Below are 22,721 nucleotides of genomic sequence, written 5' to 3'. Positions count from 1 at the left end.
TGGCCATCGCCGCCCATGACGTACTACGCTTCGGTAACCAGGCAAAGACGCGCGAGGAAGGGCTGTCGATGGGCGATGTTGCGGCACGGTTCGCCGAGATCGTCGGGGAAACGAATCTGCTTTCAGGCGAGGCGATCCCCGAGGACTACGCACACGACGAGGCATTGACTGCCACGCCGCACCAGCCCGCCTACCTGGCGAAACCCGGAAGCGCCGAGGAGGTCGCGGAGCTGCTCAAGGCAGCGGGCGAACACGGCGTGCCGGTGACCGCGAGAGGATCGGGCACCGGGCTCTCGGGCGGTGCGCAACCACGCGAAGACAGCCTGGTGATCTCGTTCGAGCGAATGAACGCGGTACTGGAGATCGACACCGTAAACCACGTCGCCGTCGTCCAGCCCGGCGCCACACTGTCCGAATTGGACGAAAAGACCGCCGAAGCCGGACTCGGCTATACGGTCTACCCCGGTGAACTGAGCGCGAGTGTCGGCGGCAACGTCGGGACGAACGCGGGCGGCATGCGCGCGGTCAAGTACGGCGTCACGCGGCACAACGTCGTGGGCCTTCAGGCGGTGCTGCCGACCGGCGAGATCATCCGCACCGGCGGCAAGACCTCGAAGGTGTCGACCGGCTACGACCTGACCCAGCTGATCATCGGCTCCGAAGGCACCCTCGCGATCGCGACCGAAGTCATCGTGAAGCTGTATCCGCGCCTGCCGCACGGCGCCACCGTGCTCGCCCCGTTCGAGACCTTCGACGAGGTGATGACCGTCGTCCCGAAGATCATCTCCAGCGGGCTGGCACCGCATATCCTCGAATACATCGACAACCTGACGCTCGCGGCGATCAGCTACAACGAGAAGCTCAGTCTCGGCGTCCCGGACAAGATCCGCGACACCGCGCAGGCGTATCTGGTGGTGGCGCTGGAAAACCGCGACAACAACCGGCTGCACGCCGACATCGAAGAGCTCGGCGGTCTACTGGGCGACGTCGGCGCGATAGATGTGTACGTGCTCGACGGCAGTTCGGCGCGCAAGCTCATCGAGGCCCGCGAGAAGGCGTTCTGGACGGCCAAGTCGGTCGGGGCCGACGACATCATCGATGTGGTGGTCCCCAGGTCCGCGATGCCGGAATTCCTGCGCAGGTCCAGGGAAATGGCGCTGTCCCGCGAGTCGGGCGCACTCGGCTGCGGGCACGCCGGTGATGGCAACGTCCACCTCGCCATCTTCTGCAAGGACCAGGAGAAGCGGAAGAAGCTGCTGGCCGACATCTTCGCGCTCGGCATGGAACTCGGCGGCGCGATCTCCGGCGAGCACGGCCTCGGGAAGGCCAAGTCCGGCTACTTCCTCGACTTGGAGGACCCGGCGAAGATCGCGCTGATGCGCCGGATCAAGGAGAGCTTCGACCCCGCCGGGATCCTCAACCCTGGCGTTCTTTTCGCTGAGAGGCTTGAAAAGTGAGTGAGATGAACGGCGCCCAGTCCCTGATCCGCACGCTGGTCGACAGTGGCGTCGACGTGTGCTTCTCGAATCCGGGCACCTCGGAGATGCACTTCGTGGCGGCGCTCGACACCGTGCCCGAGATGCGCGGCGTGCTCGGCTTGTTCGAAGGCGTCGTCACCGGCGCCGCGGACGGGTACGCGCGTATCGCCGACAAGCCGGCGGCCACGCTGCTGCACCTCGGCCCCGGTCTCGGGAACGGGCTGGCGAACCTGCACAACGCGCGCCGCGCGCACACCCCGATCGTCAACGTGATCGGCGATCACGCGACCTACCACAAGCGGTACGACGCCCCGCTCGAATCGGACATCGAAGCCGTCGCCGGTTCCCTCGAAGGCTGGGTCCGCCGCTCCGAGCACACGAAGGACGTCGGTGCCGACGCCGCCGCGGCGGTCGCGGCGTCGCAGGACGCACCCGGGCAGATCGCGACCCTGATCCTTCCCGCCGACGCGTCCTGGGGCGAGGGCGGCGAGACCTGCGCACCCATTCCGCCGCGGATCCCGCAGGCCGTCGACGCGACGACGGTGAAGAACATCGCCGAGGTGCTGGCAAGCGGCGAACCTGTCGCGCTGCTCGTCGGCGGCAGCGGCTGTCGCGAAGCCGGGTTGCGCGCGACCAGCCGGATCGGCGCCGCGACCGGGGTGAAGACGTTCGTCGAGACGTTCCCCGCGCGGCTCGAGCGCGGTGCGGGCCTGCCGACGATCGAGCGGCTGGGTTACCTTGCCGAGCAGGTCGCATACCAGCTCGACGGGATCAAGCACGTGATCGTCGCCGGGACGAAGGCGCCTGTGTCGTTCTTCGCTTACCCCGGCAAGGCGAGCAACCTGGTTCCCGAAGGCGCGCAGGTCCATGTGCTGGCCGAAGTCGGGCAGGACGTGCCGCGTGCCCTGAACGACGTCGCGGATCTGGTCGCCGCGGAGACGGAGCCGGTGTTGCAGGAGGCCGCGCGGCCCGCGCTGCCGTCCGGGCCGCTGACGCCACAGAACTGGGTCGAGGTGATCGGCGCGCTGCTGCCCGAGCGCGCGATCATCGCGGACGAGGCCAACACCTCCGGTCTGCTGCTGCCCGCCGCGACCGCGGGAGCGCCACGGCACGACGTGCTGACCCTGACCGGCGGCGCGATCGGCTACGGCATGCCCGTCGCGACCGGCGCGGCCGTCGCCGCCCCGGACCGGCCGGTGATCAACCTTCAGTCCGACGGCAGCGCGCTGTACACCATTTCGGCGCTGTGGACGCAGGCGCGGGAGAATCTCGACGTCACCACGGTCCTGCTGAACAACCGTGCGTACGCCATCCTGCGGCTGGAGTTGCAGCGTGTCGGCGCGGACGCGGACGGCCCCAAGGCGAACGAGCTGCTCGACCTCTCGCGGCCGGACCTGGACTTCGTCAAGATCGCCGAGGGCATGGGCGTTCCCGCGACGCGGGCGACGACCGCGGAGGAACTCGCCGAGCAGTTCCAGCGCGCGCTGGCCGAGCCGGGACCACACCTGATCGACGCGATCGTGCCGACGCTGTTCTGAGTGCGTGACGGGAAAGGCCCCTTCATCGCGAATTTCGCGATGAAGGGGCCTTCCTGTCACGCGGGCTAGTGGGCCGAGGCGACCAGAGGTTCGGGCTGGCGTTGCTTCGGGACGAAGGCGGTCAAGGCGAGCCCCAGGAGCGCCGCACCGGCGGCGACCGCGAAACTCATCCGGAAGCCCTCGGCGGAGGGGACCGAAACCCCACCGACGGTGATCGCCAGCGACGCGAGCATGGTCGCCATCACCGCGCTGGACGTCGACGTGCCGACGGACCGCATCAGCGAGTTCAGCCCGTTCGCGGACGCGGTTTCGGTGACCGGGACCGAGCCCATGATCAGCGCGGGCATCGCCGCGTAGGCGATGCCGACGCCCCCACCGATGATGATCGAGGCCGTGATCAGCTCGAAGGCGTTGTCCATCAACAAGGTCGCGAAGACATAGCCTGCCGCGATGGTGGTGGCGCCGACCATCAGTGTCGTGCGCGGTCCGTAGCGCTCGATGAGCCGGGCCGAAACCGGCGACAGCATGAACATGACCACCCCGTTCGGTGCCAGGCAGAGTCCGGCCTGCACCATCATCAGGCCGAGGCCGTAGCCGGTCGAGGCGGGTGCTTGCAGCAACTGCGGGAACGACAGCGCCAGCGAGTACAGCGCGAACCCGATCATGATCGACGCCAGGTTGGTGAACAGCACCGGACGCCGCGCGGAGACCCGCAGGTCCACGAGCGGATCGCGGCGCCGAAGCTGGTAGAAGCCCCAGATCAGCAGGATTACCACCGCGGTCCCGGCGAAGCCGAGGGTGCGGCCGCTGCCCCAGCCCCATTCGCCGCCTTTGACGATCGGGAGCAGCAGGCAGACCAGGCCGACCGTCAGCCCCACCGCGCCGAGGTAGTCGAACGGCGCGGGTGTTTTCACCGGCGACTCCGGCACCACGAACAGGATCAGCAATCCGCATACGAGCCCGAGCCCCGCCGACGCCCAGAAGAGGACATGCCAGTCGGCGTTCTGCGCGACCAGCGCCGACACGGGAAGCCCGATGGCACCGCCGACCCCCAGCGTCGAACTCATCACCGAAATCGCCGAGCCGACGCGTTCAGGCGCGAGTTCGTCGCGCATGATGCTGATCCCCAACGGGATCGCGCCCATCGCGCAGCCTTGCAACCCGCGGCCGACGACCATCAGCGCGAGCGAACTGGTCAGCGCGGACACCACCGAACCGGCGACCAGGAAGCCCAGGCTGATCAGCAGCAACCGGCGCTTGCCGTAGAGGTCGCCGAGCCTGCCGCTCACCGGCATCACCACGGCCCCGGCGATCAGCGTCGCCGTCACCACCCACGACGCGTCGGACGGGCTCGTGCTGAGCAGCCGGGGAAACGCCGGGATCAGCGGGACGACGAGCGTCTGCATGAACGAGGCCACCAGACCGCAGGTGGCGAGTACGACGACGAAGACCCGGGGCGACGGTGCCCGGTCGACCGGTTTCACCATGTGCGCCCCATGATCCGACCTTACCCAGCACCACCCTTCCTGGTGAACGGTTCACCGACAGGATCACAACCAGGTGCGCACCCCGCCGTGACCTGAACAAGTGCCGCGGCGATTCTGGCTGTAGCTATAGGAACCGTCCTTGCAGAGGGCGGTCGCGCCGTCGGCGGCGCCGGCTCCGGTCGCCGGCCGGTGGACACAGACACCGTCGGTGTTGCGGTAGTAGTCGCTTCCGCACTCCGCCAGACTCGGCGCCTTCGCCGTGGGCGTCGTCTTGGGACGTGCCTTCGACGGCGGCGGCTCGGCCTGCTTCGACATCTCGACCGCGGCCGTGGTCGTCGGCACGAACTGCTGAGGCGTCGGTGTCGGAGTCGTCGTGGTCGGCGGCGTGGCCGTGGTCGTGGTGGGCGCCGCCCAGCTGCTGGTCGACGGCGCCGACGTCGACACCGAACCGCTTTGCGGCGTGACCCGCTCGGCGGGCACGGTCCCCACACCGCAGCCCCCGGCGACCAGAAGCACGATCGCCAGAGCCATGCCCAGCTTCGTCGTTCTCTGCGACATAACGGCCTCCCGGCACGTGGTGGTGCCGCGTAGTCGGGAGATCGTTCGCCGGTGTTACTGCCGGACGTGGGTCAGGCTGTGTCTCTCAGGCCGAGGTCTCCGGCCGACAAGGAGAAACGCACGTGTCCTCGCCTGACCTGCCGACCTCAGTGTGGAAGACACGCCCTAGTCGACCATCGTGCCGCGACTGATGTTCAGCGCCGTCGCCGTCATGCGGCGCGCGTGGTCCGAAGCGGCGAAGGCGGCGACGCGGTCGACGTCCGCCGGGGAGGCGGTCCGCTTGAGCATCGTGGAGCCCGCGTTGGCGCTGCGGGCGATCTTCGCGTAGCCGCGGAACTTCTCCTCGTACCGCCGGAAGGCCACCTCGTGGTCGCCGTTCGCCGCGGCGAGTTCGCCCGCGACGACGTACGCGGCGACGATGGCGAGGCCGGCCGACCATGTCGCGGATGGCGTCGTCGAGTCCGGCCCCCGCGAGGATCGCCGCCGGGATCCCCGCGGGTACGCAGGGTCACCACCCGAATGCCGTGCGGTCCGAGTTCGCACGCCAGCCCACGCCGCAACGCCTCCATCGCGCTGAACGCGACTTGCAGCCCGCCGAGGTGGTACCCCGGCAGCGGATCGCCGTCGCCGCCGAACATCAGGATCACCCCGGACCCCCGGCCCGATCATGCGCCGGGCGGCCGCCGCGCGGTCAGGAAGTTCGTCCGTACCGGGCTTCCGAAGTCCGCCAACGGCATCTCGACCAGCGGGGTGCCCTGGACGTCGTTGTGCGTGACCACGTTCATCGAGATATCGACGCTTCCCGCCGAAGAAACCACCGAAGCGGCATGCTCGTCGATGGCCGTTTCGTTGAGCGCGTCGAGCTTCTCGAGTGTGCGACCGACGAGATGGACTGTCGCGCCCACCCTCGCGAACCCGTGGGCCACCGCACCGCCACCCCCTCCCGCGGCGCCGTAGACGATCGCGTTCCTGCCTTCGCGGCAGCATCGGATTCTCCTACTTCCCCTCCAGCGCGATGAGTCCTTCGGGCATTCCGTCAAGGTGGACGTCGACCCAGATCGGGAGCCACATGTCGATCTCGTGGAACCGGCGCAGCTCGGCCAGGCCGCTGAGCCAGCCCATCCAGGAGCCATACGGTGGCTTCTCACCGGAGAATCCGCTTTGGACGAACGTCAGCCTGGTGCCACCGCCGGAGTCCTCGAGTTCCCAGGACGTCACCATGCCTTCCTCGTACGCGAGCGTCATCCTCCCGTCGGGCACCAAATCGACGATCTTCGCCGGGGCCGGGTCGTTCTCCAACGAGCCCATCGCCCAGCGTCCGCCGACGCGCATCTCGACCTCGATCCGCGCGCCGAACCAGCGCGTGAACTCGGCGGGATCGACGATCGAACGGTAGACCTCAGGTCGCGCCGCGGCGATGCGCACTTCTTCCCGCATCACCGGGGAGGTGAGATCGCAGCGGGCCGTGATCGGACGTCCTTCCACGTGGTCGACCAGGTTCGCGGCCGCCAGCGCCCAGAACGTGTGCATCATGCCGAGCGGCGAATCCGAATCCTCCATCATCGCGTCGAAGTCCGGCAGGCCGGTCTGGCTGTACGACAGCGATGTCCCGTCTCCGTCTTCCGCCAGCTTGAGTTCGACGACGGTCTCCGTATCATCGACGGTCCAGGCGAACCGCAGGACGTAGTCCTCCGCCAGCAACAGCCGCTGACGCGGAACTTCGCCGTCCGGCGTGTAACGGCCCCAGAATTCGTAACGGGACGGCAGGTCGACTTCCGCGTGTTCGGAAAACCACGTGCGCAGTGCTCCGGGGTCGATCAGCGCGTGCCAGACCTCGTTGATCGGCGCGCGCACGCGCACCTGGAAGCTCGCCGCTTCAGCCACGGCTATCTCCTTTCGGGTAACAAGCCACGGCGAGTTTGAAGGCATCGCCTTCCGCGCCGCCGTAGCGGGTGAACAGATCCTGCAAAGTCGTCTTCAGTTCATCGAGGAACTCCTGGCGCCGCTCCGGCTCCACCCGGATCTCGCCGGAGACGCCGATCGACGGCAGTTCCGGCGCGGCCCGGTCGAGCGCGGCGACATCCGACTGGACCTCCTCCATGAGGTCCACCAAATAGCCGAGGCTCAGTTCGTCCCGCGCCACCCGCGGGCCGATCCGGCCGACCAGCCCCGGCGACAACCAATACGAACGCGCGCTCGCCTGATACACGCCCTCACTGATGCCGCGCACCCTGCGTTCCGACACCTGGGTGACGAGACCGGCCTCCACCAGCCGTTTCACGTGGTAATAGACCCGTTGCGGAGTCTGTTCCAGCACCGCCGCCACCTCGGTGCAGGAACGCGGCTCCGCCAGTTGCCGCAGGATGTCCACCCGCTGCGGCTTCAGCAACGCCTCCGCCTGCTCGAGCCGCTCCAGGTACTCCACGTCCTTCACCGCGTCACGTCTTTCACAGCGCCACCTCGATCACAAAAACAAGTTTGAACGTAAAAATCTATTTTGTCAATCAGGCTGGATCGCGCTACTCTCGTCGTGTGGCGTTCCTGCGGCGGTACACAGCGGAACTCGCGGTCACCCTGGCGGTGCTCGCGGGGTCCGCCGTGGTCTCCCTCGGCGGCAGCGACGAGCCACCGCGCAACGCGGTCGTCGGCTGGGCCTGCGCGGTGCTCGCCTGCGCCGCATTGTTCCTGCGCCGCCGCTATCCGCTCCCCGTCACCATCTTCACCGCGGCTTGCTGCGCGATCTACTACCCGCGAACCGATCCCGATGGGTTCGTGCTGCTCGCGTTCGCCTTCGCGCTGTACAACAACGCGTCGACGGGACGGATCCGCAGCGCGACGGCCGTGGCGGCGGCGTCGATGGGCGGTGTCGCGATCGGTGAAACGCGGACGGGCGCCGCACGACAGGTGGACGACTTCGCGTTCCTGCTGATGGCGGGCTGGTTCGTCGCGCTGGTCGCGGTCGGAGCCGTGACGTACTACCGCCGCGAAGCCGAGCACACCAAAGAAGCCGAAGCACAGCGCCGGGCGGCCGACGAACGGCTTCGGATCGCCCGCGAGCTGCACGACGTCCTCGGGCACAATCTCGCGCTCATCAACGTCCAGGCGGGCGCCGCTCTGCACGGTAAGGATCCGGCCAAGTCCGAAGAGGCGCTCACCACGATCAAGCAGACGAGCAAGGACGCGTTGCGGGAACTCCGCGCCACCTTGGGCATGCTGCGGCAAGCCGATACGCCGAGCCTGGCCGGGGTCACCGCACTGACCGGGTCGGCGAGCGCGCACGGGCTCACCGTCCGGACCGAGATCGACGGCACGGCAAGGGATCTGCCACCGGACGTGGAGCACGCAGCCTTCCGCGTCGTCCAGGAGGCGTTGACCAACGTCGCCCGCCACGCCGCCGCGAACACCGTCGTGGTGCGGATCGGCTACACCGACCATGATGTGTCCGTGCAGATCGACGACGACGGCCGGGGCGGCGCGGCGAAACCCGGCAACGGGATCCGCGGGATGACCGAACGCGCCGAGGCGCTCGGCGGCGAACTGACCGCGTCCGCTCGCGAGGACGGCGGATTCCGCGTGCGCGCCCGGCTTCCTTCACGGGCGGCGAAATGATCAGGGTCCTGCTCGTCGATGACCAGCGGCTGGTCCGTGCCGGGTTCAAATCCATTTTGGACAGTGAGGACGACATCACGGTCGTCGCGGAGGCCGCCGACGGGCACGAGTCCCTCGAAGCCGCGCACGAACACCAGCCCGACGTGGTCCTGATGGACATCCGCATGCCGGGGATGGACGGGCTCACCGCGACCCGGCATCTGCTCGAAGACCCGGCGCTGACCGGCCTCAAAGTCGTCATCCTCACCACTTTCGACCTCGACGAGGAGGTCTACGGTGCGCTGCGCGCGGGCGCCAGCGGATTCCTGGTCAAGGACACCGAACCGGAGGAACTGATCCACGGCGTCCGCGTGGTCGCGAGGGGCGACGCGCTGCTCGCGCCGTCGATCACCCGCCGCCTGATCTCCGAATTCGCCGGCCGGGTGGCCCGTCCCGGCCCCTCGCCGGTGCTGAACCGGCTCACCGAACGGGAACGTGAGGTGATGAGCCTGGTCGCGGCCGGGCTGTCCAACAACGAGATCGCGAAGGAACTCGTGCTCAGCCCGGCGACGGCGAAGACGCATGTCAGCCGGATCATGACCAAAGTGGACGTCCGCGACCGAGCGCAACTCGTCGTGCTGGCCTATGAATCGGGCATGGTCACCCCTCGCTGGTTGACCCCGTGACCACAACCCCGGTAGTACGGGAAGCGCCTTAGGGGTACCCAGAAGTTGTGGCCGGAGTGCCAGCCGGAGCCCGACGACATGCGGGCGGGAAAAGCCGATGCTTTCCGCCATGGACACCATCACGCGCTCCGAAAGGCGGCCTGGGGGCGGCCTTTCGCGGCTGGCAGGCTGGTCGCAGCGCCACCGCTGGCTCGCTGTTTCGCTCTGGCTGCTCACCCTTGTCGGCGTCACCGTCGGTTCACAGCTGGCGGGCAGCGCCTACCACGACGATCATTCCCTGCCAGGTACCGAATCCCAGCAGATCATGGACCTGTTCAAGGCACAGGCTCCCGCGCAGACCGGGGCGACCGCCGAGATCGTCTTCAAGACCGAAAACGGGCTCACGACCGCACGCGGGCCGATCGACTCGATGCTCTCCGAAGTCCGGAACCAACCGCACGTCAAGACGGTGACGAGTCCGTTCGACGACCCGTCGGCCGTCTCGCGCGAAGGCACGATCGGTTACGCCGCGATCGCTTTCGACCAGGAGTCGAAGGACCTGCCGTACGACGACATCGTGCGTGTCGTCGACACCGCGAAGAAGGCGGAAGCAGCCGGGCTCCAGGTCGAACTCGGCGGTGAGCCGATCAAGCGGACCGGCGGAGGCGGTGGGCCGTCAGAGGGCATCGGGTTGCTGGCCGCGTTGGTGGTGCTCGTGTTCCTGTTCCGCTCGGTCCTCGCCGCGGGGCTCCCGGTGATCGCGGCGATCTTCGCCGTGGGCAGCACGCTCGGCGTGATCGTGCTCGTCAGCAGGTTCGTCGACATCGCGAGCTACACCGCGCCGCTGATGATGCTGGTCGGGTTCGGTGTCGGCGTTGACTACGCGCTGCTCATCTTTTCCCGCTATCGCGGTGAGATCCTGGGTGGGCTCGACCGTGAACAGGCGGCGCGGCGCGCTCTCGACACCGCGGGGCGTTCGGTGTTGTTCGCCGGTGGCACGGTGATCATCGCGCTGCTGGGCCTGCTCGCGCTCGGTCTCGGCTCGCTGCGCGGCGTCGCCCTCGCGGTGGCGCTGACCGTTCTGGTGACGATGCTCGCGTCGATCACCCTGCTGCCCGCGTTGCTCTCCCTTTTCGGCCGCCGCCTGGAGAAGGGCATCCGCGAACACGCCGAGAAGCGCGAACACGGCAAGGTCTGGGGCAACCTCGGTGACGCGGTGCAGCGGCGGCCGCTGGTCCCGCTCGCCATCGGCCTGATCGTCCTCATCGGACTCGCCCTCCCGGCCCTCGGCATGCGCCTCGGCTTCGCGGACGCCGGCACGGATCCGGGGACGTCGACCACCCGGAAGGCCTACGACCTGATGTCGGAAGGCTTCGGCCCCGGCTTCAGCGAGCCGTTGATCGTGGTCACGGAGAACGGTGACGGCGTTGCGCTGCAACGGAAACTCGAAGACACGCCGGGCATCGCCGGAGTGACACCGCCGATCGGGCAGGGCGTCACGACGGTGCTCGCGTTCCCCGCGTCTTCGCCACAGGACGAGGTGACCGGTGAACTGGTCGAGCGGCTGCGGACCGAGGTGCTGCCGAGTCTGCCCGGCGAGTACCTGGTCGGCGGGAGTGTCGCGGCGGCCGTGGACTTCGCGGACGCCGTCGGCGACCGGTTGCCGCTGTTCGTCCTGGTGGTCGTCGGACTGTCGGCCTTGCTGCTGATGGTGGTGTTCCGCTCGATCCTGATCCCGCTCAAGGCGGCCGTGCTGAACCTGCTGAGCATCGGCGCCGCGCTCGGCGTGATGACGGCCGTGTTCGGCGACGGCCTGTTCGGAACGCAGCCGGGACCGATCGAGGCGTTCGTGCCGGTGCTGATCTTCGCGATCGTGTTCGGGCTTTCCATGGACTACGAGGTGTTCCTGGTGTCCCGGATGCACGAGGAATGGCGGCGCACCGGCGACGCGCGCCACGCCGTCCGTGAGGGGCTCGCCTCCACCGGTGGGGTGATCACGGCCGCGGCGGTGATCATGATCCTGGTGTTCGGGGCCTTCCTGCTCAACCCGGATCGGATGCTGGCGCAGTTCGGCCTCGGGCTCGCGGTGGCGGTCCTGGTGGACGCGTTCGTCATCCGCTGTCTCGTGGTGCCCGCGGTGATGCGGCTGCTCGGGGCACGCGCCTGGTGGCTGCCGCGCTGGCTGGATCGGCGGCTGCCGCACGTGGCGCTGGAACCTTCGTCCCGCTGACCCTGGACGACAGGAAAGGCCCCTTCATTGCGAAAAGGGGCCTTTCCTGTCACGCGCTTATTCGTAGATCTCGCCCTTCGCGGCCTTCTCGACCAGCGAAGCGGGCGGGGTGAAGTGGTCGCCGTAGCGCTCGGCCAGCTGGCGCGAACGGTCGACAAAGCCCTGCAGGCCACCCTCGTACTGGTTGATGTACTGGATGACACCACCGGTCCACGCCGGGAAGCCGATGCCGAAGATCGAGCCGATGTTGGCGTCGGCGACGGTGGTCAGCACACCTTCGTCGAAGCACTTCACGGTCTCGAGCGCCTCGGCGAACAGCATGCGCTCCTTGAGGTCCTCGAAGGGAACCTCGGCGCTGCCAAGCCCGGGTGCGGGTGTCCCGCCAGGCACTGTGAAAGCGTCACGCAGGCCCGGCCAGAGACCGGTCCGCTTGCCCGCCTCGTCGTAGTCGTAGAAGCCCGAGCCGGTGGAACGGCCCTTGCGGTCGAATTCCTCCACCATCCGGTCGATGACGCCCTCGGACGCGTGCGCGTTCCAGGTGCCGCCGGCGGCCTCGATCGCTTCGCGGGTTTCCTTGCGGATCTTGCGCGGCAGCGTCAGGGTCAGCTCGTCCATCAGCTGGAGCGGCGGGGCCGGGTAGCCGGCCTGCGAACCGGCCTGCTCGATCGACGCGGGCTCGACACCCTCGCCCAGCGCGGCGACGGCCTCGTTGAGGAACGTGCCGATGACACGCGAGGTGAAGAAGCCGCGGCTGTCGTTGACGACGATCGGGGTCTTCTTGATCTGCAGCGTGTAGTCGAAGACCTTCGCCAGCGTGGCGGGCGAGGTCTTCTCACCGCAGATGATCTCGACCAGCGGCATCTTGTCCACCGGCGAGAAGAAGTGGATCCCGATGAAGTCCTCGCTCCGCTGCACGCCCTCGGCGAGCGCGGTGATCGGCAGGGTCGAGGTGTTGGAGCCGAGCACGGCGTCCGGGTTGACGAAGCCCTCGATCTCCTGGAACACCTTGTGCTTCAGCTCGACGCTCTCGAACACGGCCTCGATCACGAAGTCGACACCGGCGAAGTCCTCCGCCTTGTCGGTCGGCTTGATCTTGGCGAGCAGCGCGTCGGACTTCTCCTGCGTGGTCTTGCCGCGGGAGAGGGCCTTCTCTTCGAGCTTGACCGCGTAGCCCTTGCCCTTTTCGGCGCCTTCGAGCGTGACGTCCTTGAGCACGACGTCGATACCGGCCTTCGCCGAGACGTACGCGATCGCGGCGCCCATCATGCCCGCGCCGACGACGCCGACCTTCTTGGCGGTGTACTTCTCGAAGCCGTCCGGCCGCGAGCCGCCGGAGTTGATGCTCTGCAGGTCGAAGAAGAACGCCTTCGTCATGTTCTTCGAGACCTGGCCGGTGGCGAGGCTGATGAAGTAACGCGTCTCGACGGTGATCGCGGTGTCGAAGTCGACCGTCGAACCCTCGATGGCCGCGGCCAGGATCGCCCGCGGGGCCGGCATGTTCGCGCCCTTGATCTGCTTGCGCAGGTTCGCCGGGAACGCGGGCAGGTTCGCCGCGAAGCTCGGGTTCGACGGGGTGCCGCCCGGGATCTTGTAGCCCTTGACGTCCCACGGCTGCACGCCGCCCTCGGGGTTGGCCTTGATCCACGCCTTCGCGGCCGGGACCAGTTCCTCGACCGTGCCGACGAGCTCGTGCACGAGGCCGAGTTCCTTCGCCTTGGCCGGGCGGTGCCGCTGGCCTTGCAGCAGCACGTTCAGCAGCGCGCTCTGGATACCGAGCAGGCGAACGGTGCGGACCACGCCACCGCCGCCGGGGAGCAGGCCGAGGGTGACCTCGGGGAGGCCGATCTGGCTGCCCTTGACGTCGGCCGCGATGCGGTGGTGCGTCGCGAGCGCGATTTCGAGGCCGCCGCCGAGCGCGGCGCCGTTGATGGCGGCCACGACCGGCTTGCCCAGCTGCTCGAGCCGACGCATCTGGCCCTTCATCAAGGCGCTGCTCTCGGTGATCTCGGCCGCGTTCTCCGGCTTGGCCTTGATCAGGTCGTTGAGGTCACCACCGGCGAAGAAGGTCTTCTTGGCCGAGGTGAGGACGACACCGGTGATGCTGTCCTTCTCCGCCTCCAGGCGGTCCACGACCACGCCGAGCGACTCGCGGAAGTCGGCGTTCATCGTGTTGGCGGACTGCTTCGGGTCGTCCAGGGTGAGCACGACGATGCCGTCGGCGTCCTGCTCCCAGCGGATGGTCTTCGCTTCAGTCATTGTCTCTTCCTCAGACCCGCTCGATGATGGTCGCGACGCCCATGCCGCCGCCGATGCACAGGGTGACCAGGGCGCGGCGCGCCTGACGACGCTCCAGCTCGTCGACGACGGTGCCGACCAGCATCGCGCCGGTGGCGCCCAGCGGGTGCCCCATCGCGATGGCGCCGCCGTTGACGTTGACCTTCTCCTCGTCGAGGCGCAGGTCCTTGATCCACTTGAGGACGACCGAGGCGAAGGCCTCGTTCAGCTCCCACAGGTCGATGTCGTCCGGGGTGAGACCGGCGATCTTGAGGACCTTCTCGGTGGCCGGGGTCGGGCCGGTGAGCATGATCGTGGGCTCGGAGCCGACGGTCGCGGTCGCCACGATGCGGGCGCGCGGGGTCAGGCCGAAGTCCTTGCCGATCTGCTCGTTGCCGACCAGGACGACGGCGGCGCCGTCCACGATGCCGGACGAGTTGCCGCCGGTGTGCACGTGGTTGATGCGCTCGACCGAGTGGTACTTCTGCAGCGCGACGGCGTCGAAGCCGCCCAGCTCACCGATGCCGGCGAAGGCGGGCTTGAGCTTGCCGAGGCCCTCGACGGTGCTGCCGGGACGACGGTGCTCGTCGTGGTCGAGGATCGTGACGCCGTTGATGTCCTTCACCGGGACGACGGACTTCGCGAAGTAGCCGCCGGACCAGGCCGCTTCGGCCTTCTCCTGCGAGCGCACGGCCCACGCGTCGACGTCTTCGCGGGAGAAGCCCTCGATGGTCGCGATCAGGTCGGCGCCGGTGCCCTGCGGGACGATGTAGTTGTCGTACGCGGTGGCGGGGTCCATGAACAGCGCGCCGCCGTCGGAGCCCATCGGCACCCGCGACATCGATTCGACGCCGCCCGCGATGATCAGCTGGTCCCAGCCGGAGCGCACCTTCTGCGCGGCGGTGTTGGTGGCTTCGAGGCCGGAGGCACAGAAGCGGTTCAGCTGTACGCCGGCGACCGTTTCGGGAAGGCCCGCGTTCAGCGCGGCGGTGCGCGCGATCACGGCGCCCTGCTCACCGACCGGGGACACCACGCCGAGGATGATGTCGTCGATGACGCTCGCGTCGAGGTTCGGGTGCCGGGCCTTCAGCTCCTCGATGAGGCCGACCACGAGATCGACCGGCTTGGTGCCGTGGAGGGCACCGCCCTTGTTCTTGCCGCGAGGCGTACGGATCGCCTCGTAGATGTAGGCCTCGCTACTCACAGAAAAAACTCCTCCGCGTACGGCGCTGTATCAGGATGAAAAGTACCGGCCAGTAGCCATGCTAATGCCGATTAACATAAACCGCGATAACCCCATGGTGTCAATGGGTTGCGATGCACGCAACCGGCGCTATCGTGTGTTCACCTATGGATCATCCGACCGAGCGTGCAGCCCGACCGCGCGACCGCAAGGCCCAGCTGGCAGGCCTCGCCGCGGAGCTGTTCCGTGCCCGCGGGTTCCACGGGGTCGGCATCAACGACATCGCCGCCGCGGCCGGGATCACCGGGCCCGCGCTGTACCGGCATTTCGCGGACAAGCAGGCGGTGCTGTCCTACGTCGTGTTGTCCGGCATCGACGACATGGAGACGGCGACCCTCGAAACGCTCGCCGACCTCGACACACCGGTCCCCGCCCAGGTCAACGCCCTGTTGGGCACGCTCGCCGCGCAGGCCGTGGAGCGGCGCGAGGTCGCCGCGCTGTGGCGCTGGGAGGGCAGGCACCTGCCACGGGAGGGCCGCCGGGAGATCCGCCGCCGGTCGGGCGCGGTGCTCGCCGCGTGGTCCAAGGCCTTGCTCGCGCTGCGTCCCGAACTGACCGCCGACGACGCCGAGCTGCTGTGCTGGGCGGGCCTGAGCGTCTTCGGCAGCGTGTCCGTCCATCACACGTCCGTGGCGAAGAAACGCTTCGCGCAGATCCTGGTGCAGCTGGCGGAGTCGGTGCTGCATGTCACACTGCCCGAGCCCGTCGAGCCGTCCCCCGAGACGCCGTCGATCGCGCTCGGCGAGCCGTCCCGGCGAGAGCAGATCCTCGCGGCCGCGACCGAGCTGTTCGGACAACGCGGGTTCCGCGCGGTGAGCATGGAGGAGATCGGCGCCGCCGCCGGGATCGCCGGACCCAGCGTGTACCGGCACTTTCCCAGCAAGGCCGCGCTGATGGTGGCGATCGGGCACCGCGCGGCGGACAGGCTGGCCCTCGCCGCGGAACGCGCGTTGCGGACCGACGACGAGCGGGACGCGCTGCGCAGGCTGGCGGCGTCCTATGTGCACACCCTGCTGCACACGCCCGAACTGCTGGTGTCGTTCTCCGGCAGTCCGATGGAACTGCCGGAACGTGACAAGGCGGACCTGATCCGGGTCCAGCGGGACTACGTCGCGCGCTGGATCGCGCTGGCTTCGGAAGTCCGCCCGGAGCTGAGCCTGCGCGAAGTGAAGATCACCGTCCACGCGGCACTGACCATCGCGAACGACCTCGCGCGCACCCGGCGGGTGAACGGCCGACCGGACATCGAGGCCGAGCTGACGGCGCTGATGCACGCGGTGCTCGGCGTCTGAAAGTCAGCTTTGAGCAAACTCGCGTGTGCCACAAAGGAGTGAAGGGCACGATGTGCGCGTGCCCATGCATCTGGTGACCCGGGACGAAGACCACAAGGTCTCCCCGCTGGAGCTCTTCTTCGACCTCGTCTTCGTCTACGCCATCACCCAGACCACCCAGCTGATGGCCGATCACCTCAGCCCGCTCGGCATCGGACAGGGGATGGCGATCATCGCCGTACTGTGGTGGTGCTGGTGCGGCTATGTCTGGCTGGCCAACACCCTGCACGTCGACCGGGGCATCGCACGGCTGGCGATGTTCGCCGCGATGGGGACGATGTTCCTGGTGTCGCTGACCATCCCGGAGGCGTTCACCGACCTGCCCGGCGGCCTGTACGCGCCACTGATGTTCGTCGGCTGCTACTTCCTCGTCCGGCTGCTGCACCTGATCGCCTACTTCGGCGCCGCGCGAGCGGATCCGGATCTGCGCAAGGTCATCCAGAAGATGTTCGTCGGCCTGCTGCCGAGTGTCGCGTTGCTGACCGTCGCGGCCTTCTTCTCCGGCTGGGCGCAACTCGGCATCTGGGCCGTCGCGATGCTGGCCGACTACCTCAACGTCTTCCGGACGCGCTCCTCGGACTGGCGCCTGCACCAACCGGGCCACTTCGCCGAGCGGTTCGGGCTGATCGTGATCATCGCGCTCGGCGAGTCGATCGTGGCGATCGGCATCGGGATCAGCTCGTATCCGATGTCGTGGCCGATCACCGTGGCCGCCGTCTTCGGGCTCACGCTGGCTTCGGCGATGTGGTGGATGTACTTCGCCGTCGTCGCGCACGTTTCCGAGCGCAACCTGAAGCGTGCGGACGGCGTGGAGCGCGTCCAAATCGGAACGGACACCTACACGTTCCTGCACCTTCCGCTGATCGCCGGGATCGTGCTCGTGGCGCTGGGGCTGAAGAAGTCGCTGCTGTATGTGTCCGACACCGAACACCACAGCCTCGCCGACGGCCTGCACGGGACGCCGATCTGGGCACTCACCGGCGGGCTCGCGCTGTACCTGATCGCGTTGAGCGGGCTGCGGCGGCGGAACCTCGGTGCGTGGAACGTGCGGCGGCTGGTGCTCGCGGTCGCCCTGCCGGCCGCGACGCCGTTGCTGGAACTGGTGCCGGCGATCGTGCTCGTCGGTGTCGTGGCGATGGCGGCGGCGGGGCTGGTCCTGTTCGAGCGGGCGGGAGCGGCTCGGATGCTGCGGGAGATGAGCGGGACGCCGTAACCCTGGCAGACTGCCGTCCGGCGTCCGGCGTCCGCGCGTCCAGGGTGTCGACGGTGTCGCGAAAGCCACTTTCGGGACATCAGATGTCCCGAAAGTGGCTTTCGCGACACGCTCGGCTCGGCGGAGCGACCGGCCCTGCCCACGGTCGCGGCGAAAAGCTGGTGGCTCGTGAGTAATCCGGGTCGCTGGACCATCCGAATCACTCATGAGCGTGACGTTCGCCGCCCCCGTAGTAGCGCATCCGCCCGAGGAGGGTTAACCTACTCGCGAGTAGGTAAGCGAGGCAGGGAGACTCACCGTGGGTGCGCCTAGGAAACGAGACGCGATGGGCTTCGGCCTGTCCGCGCTCACCCGGCTGGCCGGGAGCAAGGTCATTGACCGGGCCGGACTTCGGAAGCCCGTGCAGAACCTGGTCAGTGCCGGAACGCGCAACGGCTTCCGGGTCGCGGGCGCGGCGGGACGGACCTTCAAATCCGCCACGAAGCCCGGCAAGCCGGCGCGGCTCGCGCCCGCCGAGGACACGGGGCTGTTCGACCTCACCCCGAGCGAGGATCAGCAGCTCATCGTCGAAACCGTGACGGAGTTCGCGGCCGAACAGCTGCGGCCCGCGGCGGCCGACGCCGACGCGAAGCTCAAGGCGCCCGAGGGTCTGCTGAGCCGCGCCGCCGAACTCGGCATCACGCTCGTCGGCATCCCCGAGGAGCTGGGCGGCGTCGGCACCGAACGGTCGGTCGTCACGAACGCGCTGGTCGCCGAGGCCCTCGCACACGGCGACCTCGGCCTGGCGGTCGCGGTGCTCGCGCCGTCCGCGGTCAGCACGGCGCTGGTGGCCTACGGCGACGAGCAGCAGCAGGCGGACTACCTGCCCGCGTTCGTCGGCGAGAACGTCCCGGCCGCGGCGCTGGCGCTTCAGGAGCGCACGGCGTTGTTCGACCCGTTCAAGCCGGCCACCAAGGCCCGCCGCACGCCGAAGGGCTACCAGCTCGACGGCGTCAAGTCGCTGGTCCCCCGCGCCGCGGACGCGGAACTGTTCATCGTCTCGGCCGACCTCGAAGGCCGCGGTCCCGCGCTGTTCCTCGTGGAATCGTCCAACGCGGGCGTCACCATCGAGACCGAACCGGCGATGGGCCTGCGCGGCGCGGCGACCGGGAAACTGCACCTGGAGAAGGTCGCCCTGCCCGCCGGAGCACTGCTCGGCGGTGGCAAGGCCGAGGTCTTCACCGAGGTCGTCCGGCTCTCGCGGCTCGGCTGGGCCGCACTCGCCGCCGGTACCGCGAAGGCCGTCCTCGACTACGTGGTGCCGTATGTCAATGAGCGCAAGGCGTTCGGCGAACCGGTGAGTCACCGGCAGGCTGTCGCGTTCTCGGTGGCCGACATCGCCATCGAGCTGGAAGGACTGCGGCTGGTCGCGTTGCGCGCCGCCGCCCGCGCCGAACAGGGCAAGCCGTACGCCCGCGAGGTCGCGCTGGCCCGGAAACTGGCCGCCGACAAGGGAATGCAGATCGGCAGCGCCGGGGTGCAGCTGCTCGGCGGGCACGGCTTCGTCAAGGAACACCCGGTCGAGCGCTGGTACCGCGATCTCCGCGCGATCGGCGTGATGGAAGGCGCCGTCCTCCTCTAGGACTTTCGAAAGGCAATCATGATCAACCTTGAGGTTCCGAAGAAGGCCGGCACCCTGATCAACCAGGCGTACCAGGCCGCGGCCGAGGTGTTCCGGCCGATCTCGCGCAAGTACGACCGCGCCGAGCACACCTATCCGGCCGAACTGGACATGTTCGCCGCGCTCCTGGACGGCCTGAACTCCTCCGGCGAGGGCGGCGCGGGCGCGGCGGGGGTCCGCCGGTCCGAGAAGAACGAGAAACCGGGCAACCGCAACGGTTCCAACCTCAACATCGTGCTCGGCACGATCGAGATGTGCTGGGGCGACGTGGGGCTGCTGCTGTCGATGCCGCGTCAGGGCCTCGGCAACGCCGCCATCGGCTCGGTCGCGACCGACGAGCAGCTCAAGAAGTTCTCCGGGCTGTGGGCCGCGATGGCGATCACCGAACCGGACTGCGGCTCGGATTCGGCCGCGATCACCGCGACCGCGCGCCTCGACGGCGACGAGTACGTGATCAACGGCGAGAAGATCTTCGTGACCGCGGGCGAGCGTGCCGACGCCGTCGTCGTCTGGGCCACTCTGGACAAGACGAAGGGCCGCGCGGCGATCAAGTCGTTCGTCGTCGAGAAGGGCACGCCCGGCTTCGAGGTGGTGCGCGTCGAGCACAAACTCGGCATCCGCGCCTCCGACACCGCCGTGCTGCGTTTCGAAAACGTCCGTGTGCCCAAGGAAAACCTCCTCGGCACTCCGGAGATCGACACCGCCAAGGGTTTCGCCGGGGTCATGCAGACCTTCGACAACACCCGTCCGCTGGTCGCCGCCATGGCCATCGGTGTCGCCCGCGCGGCGCTGGAGGAGACCAGGAAGATCCTCGCCGACGCCGGCGTGACCATCGATTACGACAAGCCCGTCCACAGCCAGCACGCCGCGGCCGCGACGTTCCTTCAGCTCGAGGCCGACTACGAGTCGGCGTACCTGCTGACCATGGAATCGGCGTGGATGGCCGACAACCGCAAGCCGAACTCGTTGCAGGCCTCGATGGCCAAGGCGAAAGCGGGCCGCTCGGTCGTCGAGATCACGCTGAAGTGTGTCGAGCTGGCCGGAACCTTGGGCTACACCGAGGAATCGCTGCTGGAGAAGTGGAGCCGGGACGCGAAGATCCTGGACATTTTCGAGGGTACACAGCAGATCCAGCAGCTGATCGTGGCTCGCCGGATCCTGGGCAAGACGAGCGCGGAGCTGAAGTAGCGTCCGAAGTGCCGTGAAGGGGCCCGTGCAGCTGCACGGGCCCCTTTCTTGTTTATTCCCAACAAACTCCGCCATCACGACAACACCATCAAGTGAACCACCGCGACGACCGGGCAGCGGTACTCTCGAACCTTCCCCTGTCCGCGAAGCCCGGAGTCGCGATGAGGCTCGCCGCTCGACAGCTCTCCCCCGTCGCACGCTGGTGTCTGGTCGTCCTCGCCGTGACGGTCTGCTATTTCGCGACCGGCCAGATCGGAATCCAGTGGGCGCTCGTGCGGGAGCAGATCTCGCCACTGTGGCCGGCGGCCGGGGTCGCGCTGGCGGCGCCGATGCTGCTCGGTCCTCGGTTCTGGCCGGGGATCTTCCTCGGCGCCCTCCTCACGAATATCGCGATCGGCCCCTCGCTGGCCACCGTCTCGATGCTCTCCGCGGGCAACGTGATCGGACCGATGCTGGCCTACGCGGTGATGCGGCGGCTGGGTTTCCGCAACCAGTTCGACCGGCTTCCCGACGCCGTCCTCCTGGTGACGATCGGGGCGATCGGGGGCACGGCCGTCAGCGCCGGACTGGGCACCGGCGTGCTGGTCCTCGACGGCGCACTGGGCGCCGGGGACTTCTGGCCGACGGCGCTCGTGTGGTGGACCGGCGACGCGATAGGCGTTCTGACCGTCGCCCCTTTGCTGCTCCTGACGCCAAGGTTCCGACTGCCGACTCGCGTCTCCCCCGCACGCTGGGCCGAAGCGATCGCGCTGGCGATCGCAGGCACCGGCGCGGCGCTCCTCGCGTCCACCGCGCCCGCCAAGCTGTTCGTGGTCTTCCCGGTGCTCGTCTGGGCGGCGCTGCGCTTCCGGCAGGCGGGGGCTCTGCTGTGTTCCTTGTGCGTCTGCACTCTCACGATCTTCGCCGCCGTACGCGGGCACGGCCCCTACGGTTCCTACGAGCTTGTCCCCCGCATGCTGCACGTACAGGGCTTCGACGTCACTGTCGGGATGACGGCACTGGTGCTGTCCACGATCGTCCTGCAACGCGACCGCGCGACCGCCGAGATCACCGAAGCCTGGCTCCAGATCACCGAAATGGTCGACATGATCGCGCCACGCCAGTCGTTGCGCAGTGCCATGACCCAGCGCAAGGACGACTGACTCGCCGACTGGACCTCAGGCGACCTGCTCGTCGAGGAAACGGTCGAGGTAGCGCCACGTGGTCCCGCGTGCCTTCCGGCCGGTGAGGACGCCCAGATGCCCGCCGGGCGCGGTCTCGAAGGTCACCGACGGCGAGTTGTCCAGCAGATCGGTGAGCCGTTCGACGGCCGCGCGCGGGGCGATCGTGTCGTTCTGCCCGGCGATGACCAGGGTCGGCACCTTGACCCCGGACAGCGCGATGATGCGGCCGTTGAGGTCCACCGTGCCCTCGGCCAGGTCGTTGGCGCGGAAGAACCGGTGGTAGATCTGGCCGAACGTGCGCCCGGGGTAGGCGATCATGTTGTCCATGAAGTGGTCGACGGCCTCGATCTGCGCGAGGTAGTCCCGGTCGTCGAGATTCTTCAGGATCGCGAGAGGTTTGGTGATCTCCTTGCTGATCCCGGTCACGCGAAAGACCCGGCTGACCAAATAGGACGGTGCGCCGCCGAGCACCCGGTAGATCGGGGTCAGCAGGTGGCCTCCGGTGAGGTCCACGAGCGGGCGGAACGGGGCGATCAGCGGGATGGCGGTGAAATCGAACGGCGACGCGATGGTCGCGATCGACTCGATCGGCAGATCAGGCTGGTCGGCGGCGGTCAGCAGGGAGAAGATGCCACCGAGGCACCAGGCGATGACGTGCACGCCCTGGCCGCCGGAGTCCTCGCTGACCTTGCGGATCGCGCGCGGGAGCACCTCGTCGATCCAGTGCTCGATGCCGAGGCGCCGGTCGGAGAAGGCGACGTTCCCGTAGTCGACCAGGTAGGTGTTGCGGCCGCCGTCGACCAGGTGCTCGGCGAGACTGCAGCCGCGGCGCAGGTCGAAGCACAGCGTGGGCGCGGCCAGCGGCGGCACCAGCAGCACCGGCGGGCCGGGCACCGGGTCCTTGCCGTTCGTCAGCCGGTACACCGAACGGTTGGGGCCCTGGTCGATCAGGACCCGCGGCACCGGGCGGAGATCGGCGACACCACCGTGCAGCACCTTCCCGACGACGTTCGACGCGGCGGCGGCGAGCCGTGCCGGGGGTGTTGCCATGAGGTGCCTCCAGAGGAATCGACGCGGTGAGAGGTAATCTTGCCGCGTGCGGGCG

The 22,721-nt window shown here is 68.4% G+C and carries 19 protein-coding genes; 10 read left to right on the top strand and 9 right to left on the bottom strand.

Going from position 1 to position 22,721, the window contains the following annotated elements:
* Positions 1–68 precede the first annotated feature (68 nt).
* Positions 69–1,457, top strand: a complete 1,389-nt coding sequence (locus BS329_RS13255) for an FAD-binding oxidoreductase (RefSeq protein WP_076160294.1) — start codon at positions 69–71, stop codon at positions 1,455–1,457.
* Positions 1,458–1,462: 5 nt separating this feature from the next.
* Complete coding sequence (locus BS329_RS13250) at positions 1,463–3,016, top strand: acetolactate synthase large subunit (protein WP_076159953.1); 1,554 nt, start codon at positions 1,463–1,465, stop codon at positions 3,014–3,016.
* Between the two features lie 65 nt (positions 3,017–3,081).
* Here the strand turns inward: BS329_RS13250 and BS329_RS13245 are convergent, their stop codons facing one another.
* From BS329_RS13245 to BS329_RS13220, 6 genes are all read right to left on the bottom strand, one after another.
* Complete coding sequence (locus tag BS329_RS13245) at positions 3,082–4,503, bottom strand: MFS transporter (protein ID WP_076159950.1); 1,422 nt, start codon at positions 4,501–4,503, stop codon at positions 3,082–3,084.
* Positions 4,504–4,566: 63 nt separating this feature from the next.
* A complete protein-coding gene (locus BS329_RS13240) occupies positions 4,567–5,061 on the bottom strand; it encodes a DUF3761 domain-containing protein (RefSeq protein WP_244197125.1) in 495 nt (164 codons plus the stop codon).
* Between the two features lie 165 nt (positions 5,062–5,226).
* Positions 5,227–5,604 (bottom strand): hypothetical protein, encoded by a 378-nt coding sequence (locus BS329_RS45500; RefSeq protein ID WP_425266360.1) that lies wholly within the window; start codon positions 5,602–5,604, stop codon positions 5,227–5,229.
* 122 nt (positions 5,605–5,726) lie between these two features.
* The gene (locus BS329_RS44505) at positions 5,727–5,966 is read right to left on the bottom strand and encodes a hypothetical protein (protein ID WP_244197124.1); all 240 of its coding nucleotides are present in this window, start codon (positions 5,964–5,966) and stop codon (positions 5,727–5,729) included.
* A 91-nt stretch (positions 5,967–6,057) separates the two neighbouring features.
* Positions 6,058–6,945, bottom strand: coding sequence for an SRPBCC family protein (locus tag BS329_RS13225; protein ID WP_076159945.1), 888 nt, complete (start codon positions 6,943–6,945; stop codon positions 6,058–6,060).
* Entirely contained in the window at positions 6,938–7,495 is a 558-nt protein-coding gene (locus BS329_RS13220) for a helix-turn-helix domain-containing protein (RefSeq protein ID WP_076159942.1), read from the bottom strand. Before BS329_RS13220 ends, BS329_RS13225 begins: the two co-directional genes overlap by 8 nt.
* A 98-nt stretch (positions 7,496–7,593) precedes the next feature.
* Between BS329_RS13220 and BS329_RS13215 the strand changes: the two genes are divergently transcribed.
* From BS329_RS13215 to BS329_RS13205, 3 genes are all read left to right on the top strand, one after another.
* Positions 7,594–8,670, top strand: a complete 1,077-nt coding sequence (locus BS329_RS13215) for a sensor histidine kinase (protein WP_076159939.1) — start codon at positions 7,594–7,596, stop codon at positions 8,668–8,670.
* Positions 8,667–9,335, top strand: coding sequence for a response regulator (locus BS329_RS13210; RefSeq protein WP_076159937.1), 669 nt, complete (start codon positions 8,667–8,669; stop codon positions 9,333–9,335). Before BS329_RS13215 ends, BS329_RS13210 begins: the two co-directional genes overlap by 4 nt.
* Before the next feature lie 109 nt (positions 9,336–9,444).
* The gene (locus BS329_RS13205) at positions 9,445–11,544 is read left to right on the top strand and encodes an MMPL family transporter (RefSeq protein WP_076160289.1); all 2,100 of its coding nucleotides are present in this window, start codon (positions 9,445–9,447) and stop codon (positions 11,542–11,544) included.
* A gap of 57 nt (positions 11,545–11,601) precedes the next feature.
* Here BS329_RS13205 and BS329_RS13200 read toward each other — a convergent pair whose 3' ends face one another.
* Positions 11,602–13,800, bottom strand: a complete 2,199-nt coding sequence (locus BS329_RS13200; protein WP_076159934.1) for a 3-hydroxyacyl-CoA dehydrogenase NAD-binding domain-containing protein — start codon at positions 13,798–13,800, stop codon at positions 11,602–11,604.
* Between the two features lie 10 nt (positions 13,801–13,810).
* Positions 13,811–15,022 carry an acetyl-CoA C-acetyltransferase gene (locus tag BS329_RS13195; RefSeq protein ID WP_076159931.1) on the bottom strand — a complete coding sequence of 404 codons (1,212 nt, stop codon included), beginning with the start codon at positions 15,020–15,022 and terminating at the stop codon, positions 13,811–13,813.
* A 146-nt stretch (positions 15,023–15,168) separates the two neighbouring features.
* On the opposite strand from BS329_RS13195, the gene BS329_RS13190 reads away from it, so the two are divergent.
* The 5 genes from BS329_RS13190 to BS329_RS13170 all read left to right on the top strand — a co-directional run bounded on the left by BS329_RS13190 (position 15,169) and on the right by BS329_RS13170 (position 21,595).
* A complete protein-coding gene (locus tag BS329_RS13190; RefSeq protein ID WP_076159928.1) occupies positions 15,169–16,353 on the top strand; it encodes a TetR/AcrR family transcriptional regulator in 1,185 nt (394 codons plus the stop codon).
* Positions 16,354–16,417: 64 nt separating this feature from the next.
* Positions 16,418–17,605 (top strand): low temperature requirement protein A, encoded by a 1,188-nt coding sequence (locus BS329_RS13185; protein WP_167480010.1) that lies wholly within the window; start codon positions 16,418–16,420, stop codon positions 17,603–17,605.
* Positions 17,606–17,930: 325 nt separating this feature from the next.
* The gene (locus BS329_RS13180) at positions 17,931–19,226 is read left to right on the top strand and encodes an acyl-CoA dehydrogenase family protein (RefSeq protein ID WP_076159925.1); all 1,296 of its coding nucleotides are present in this window, start codon (positions 17,931–17,933) and stop codon (positions 19,224–19,226) included.
* 18 nt (positions 19,227–19,244) lie between these two features.
* Positions 19,245–20,453 carry an acyl-CoA dehydrogenase family protein gene (locus BS329_RS13175; RefSeq protein WP_076159922.1) on the top strand — a complete coding sequence of 403 codons (1,209 nt, stop codon included), beginning with the start codon at positions 19,245–19,247 and terminating at the stop codon, positions 20,451–20,453.
* Positions 20,454–20,614: 161 nt separating this feature from the next.
* Complete coding sequence (locus tag BS329_RS13170; RefSeq protein ID WP_076160284.1) at positions 20,615–21,595, top strand: MASE1 domain-containing protein; 981 nt, start codon at positions 20,615–20,617, stop codon at positions 21,593–21,595.
* Positions 21,596–21,610: 15 nt separating this feature from the next.
* Here the strand turns inward: BS329_RS13170 and BS329_RS13165 are convergent, their stop codons facing one another.
* Positions 21,611–22,666 carry an alpha/beta fold hydrolase gene (locus BS329_RS13165; protein WP_076159920.1) on the bottom strand — a complete coding sequence of 352 codons (1,056 nt, stop codon included), beginning with the start codon at positions 22,664–22,666 and terminating at the stop codon, positions 21,611–21,613.
* Positions 22,667–22,721 lie beyond the last annotated feature (55 nt).

Source organism: Amycolatopsis coloradensis (assembly GCF_001953865.1).
In the GTDB taxonomy this organism is placed as follows: domain Bacteria; phylum Actinomycetota; class Actinomycetes; order Mycobacteriales; family Pseudonocardiaceae; genus Amycolatopsis; species Amycolatopsis coloradensis.
The sequence above is the reverse complement of the archived record's forward strand: the minus strand, read 5'-3'. Positions and strand labels throughout refer to the sequence as shown.

Coding starts and splice junctions, on each gene's coding strand:
- BS329_RS13240 (WP_244197125.1), bottom strand. CDS start 5,061: ATGTCGCAGAGAACGACGAAGCTGGGCATGGCTCTGGCGATCGTGCTT.
- BS329_RS13170 (WP_076160284.1), top strand. CDS start 20,615: ATGAGGCTCGCCGCTCGACAGCTCTCCCCCGTCGCACGCTGGTGTCTG.
- BS329_RS13185 (WP_167480010.1), top strand. CDS start 16,418: ATGCATCTGGTGACCCGGGACGAAGACCACAAGGTCTCCCCGCTGGAG.
- BS329_RS13205 (WP_076160289.1), top strand. CDS start 9,445: ATGGACACCATCACGCGCTCCGAAAGGCGGCCTGGGGGCGGCCTTTCG.
- BS329_RS13245 (WP_076159950.1), bottom strand. CDS start 4,503: ATGGTGAAACCGGTCGACCGGGCACCGTCGCCCCGGGTCTTCGTCGTC.
- BS329_RS13200 (WP_076159934.1), bottom strand. CDS start 13,800: ATGACTGAAGCGAAGACCATCCGCTGGGAGCAGGACGCCGACGGCATC.
- BS329_RS13180 (WP_076159925.1), top strand. CDS start 17,931: ATGGGCTTCGGCCTGTCCGCGCTCACCCGGCTGGCCGGGAGCAAGGTC.
- BS329_RS13250 (WP_076159953.1), top strand. CDS start 1,463: ATGAACGGCGCCCAGTCCCTGATCCGCACGCTGGTCGACAGTGGCGTC.
- BS329_RS13255 (WP_076160294.1), top strand. CDS start 69: ATGGGCGATGTTGCGGCACGGTTCGCCGAGATCGTCGGGGAAACGAAT.
- BS329_RS13190 (WP_076159928.1), top strand. CDS start 15,169: ATGGATCATCCGACCGAGCGTGCAGCCCGACCGCGCGACCGCAAGGCC.
- BS329_RS13210 (WP_076159937.1), top strand. CDS start 8,667: ATGATCAGGGTCCTGCTCGTCGATGACCAGCGGCTGGTCCGTGCCGGG.
- BS329_RS13165 (WP_076159920.1), bottom strand. CDS start 22,666: ATGGCAACACCCCCGGCACGGCTCGCCGCCGCCGCGTCGAACGTCGTC.
- BS329_RS13175 (WP_076159922.1), top strand. CDS start 19,245: ATGATCAACCTTGAGGTTCCGAAGAAGGCCGGCACCCTGATCAACCAG.